Genomic DNA, 1,092 nt, shown 5'->3' with positions numbered 1-1,092 from the left:
CACCACCCCGACATTCAAAACCAAGGAAATCCTGCCAACTACTTGACGCGGGACATTTGATCCTTGTGGTGCCGGGTACGTCGAGGATGATGCTGGCGTAGGTGATCGGGTGGCTTGCGATGGTGAGTCCTGGGGTTGTGGTGGTGAGCTGGGGTTCCGCTGCTGTGGTCATGAGTGTCTCCTTTTGGGCATGAAAAAGGCCCCCACCACACAGTGAGGGCCTTACTCTGATGATGGGCGTTATTCGCCGCCCAGCTTCCTCCAGTGTTCCTGCAACACGGGGTCCCTGTCCCCCGCCATCAGTTCCTCGAGCTGCTTCTGGTGTCGCTGGATAAGTTCCTTCGAACTGTTTACGAGCAAGTCGCTCTCTCTTGCCGCACCTTCTCGGAGCAATGGGTGTGTGATCGCGGCGACCTTGGGCGTGTTCTCTTCAGCCTCCCGCAGCATTCGCTCGCTATCACGCAGGCGGTGTTCCGCAGACATCTCCCAGGTCTCAACGAGAATGCCGCCCGCCACGGCGTGGCCGTGACGGAGCGCAATCTCTAACGTGTTCTGTGTGAGGGGGATCTCTTCCGCGGGTTTCCAATCCAGCTTTTCCACGTCGATCTTGCCTGCTTTCGCAGGCTCGAGTAGATCCTGTGGGAAGTAATCGATCCATCGGAGGTTTCCTGGCGGGGTCAGGTAGTGCACGTTTGCTCCTTCGGCGAGTATTTTTGTCAGCACCGCTTAGCGGCTCTTGGAGCTTATCTGTTGCGTTCTGAGGCGTCGCCAAATCGTCCCGGCCTTCTGGGCGGTTAGTTGATGGTTCAAGCTATAAGCCGGTCACAGTGCTCTACGCACTGTTCCTGGCCGGCTCCTCCTTGCCACGGTGCCGGAGCTAGTGGCGTTCGCGGCGACGAAGTCCTCACCGGCCGACAGTTCGGTGTGCCAGTGGCGGCGGGTCAGTCATTGGTCCTCCTTGTGGGCATAGGAAAAGCCCCCGCCGCATGGAGAGGGGCTCACTGGTTGGCTGGTTATGGTCGGTGCATGATTATCAGTGTCCCGCGTCAAGTAGTTGGCAGGATTTCCTTGGTTTTGAATGTCGGGGTGGTG

The 1,092-nt window shown here is 58.5% G+C and carries 1 protein-coding gene; it reads right to left on the bottom strand.

The features are described from left to right. Positions 1–240: 240 nt before the first annotated feature. Complete coding sequence (locus RH857_RS13535) at positions 241–690, bottom strand: hypothetical protein (RefSeq protein ID WP_310538501.1); 450 nt, start codon at positions 688–690, stop codon at positions 241–243. Positions 691–1,092: the final 402 nt, after the last annotated feature.

The organism is Nesterenkonia flava (assembly GCF_031432335.1).
GTDB classification, from domain to species: Bacteria; Actinomycetota; Actinomycetes; order Actinomycetales; family Micrococcaceae; genus Nesterenkonia; species Nesterenkonia flava.
The sequence above is the reverse complement of the archived record's forward strand: the minus strand, read 5'-3'. Positions and strand labels throughout refer to the sequence as shown.